The organism is Blautia schinkii, assembly GCF_013304825.1.
Classification (GTDB): Bacteria; Bacillota; Clostridia; order Lachnospirales; family Lachnospiraceae; genus Blautia_A; species Blautia_A schinkii_B.
On the sequence record NZ_JAAWUO010000052.1, the window covers coordinates 1 to 549 of the forward strand.

Annotated in this window: 1 protein-coding gene; it reads left to right on the forward strand. The window is 37.5% G+C overall.

Features of this window, described 5'->3' with window-relative positions; all coding sequences use genetic code 11:
- The first annotated feature begins 107 nt into the window (after positions 1–107).
- Complete coding sequence (gene tnpA, locus HFM85_RS16025) at positions 108–530, forward strand: IS200/IS605 family transposase (RefSeq protein WP_173757590.1); 423 nt, start codon at positions 108–110, stop codon at positions 528–530.
- Positions 531–549: the final 19 nt, after the last annotated feature.

Below are 549 nucleotides of genomic sequence, written 5' to 3' on the forward strand. Positions count from 1 at the left end.
TGCTTCAGCTATGGGGATATAAGACGCGTCCATCGAATTTATGCAAGTAATTGAAGATGGACAAAATAGTAATTGTATTAATTAATGAACCATAGCATAATACAAATATGAACACAACATATAAATCAAACAACAATGTCGTCTATTCCTGTAAATACCATGTAGTATGGTGTCCAAAGCATAGACGAAAAGTATTAATTAATGGTGTGGACGTCCGGCTGAAGGAGCTGCTCACAGAGTATGCTGCAAATCTTTCTGTAGACATTCTGGAAATGGAGAGCATGCCAGACCATGTTCATATGCTTTTGGAAGTAGATCCTCAGTTTGGCATCCACAAAGCTGTAAAGTCATTTAAAGGCTATACGTCCAGAATTTTAAGACAGGAATTTCCCTATCTTAAAATGAAAATGCTGACTCTCTGGACAAACAGCTATTTTGTATCGACGGTGGGCGGTGCTCCGCTGGAAACAGTAAAACAGTATATTGAAAACCAGAAAACATCGCAGAGACAAAAGGATAAGATGGGATAATGCAAAAAGGAATTAAATT

Coding starts and splice junctions, on each gene's coding strand:
- tnpA (WP_173757590.1), top strand. CDS start 108: ATGAACACAACATATAAATCAAACAACAATGTCGTCTATTCCTGTAAA.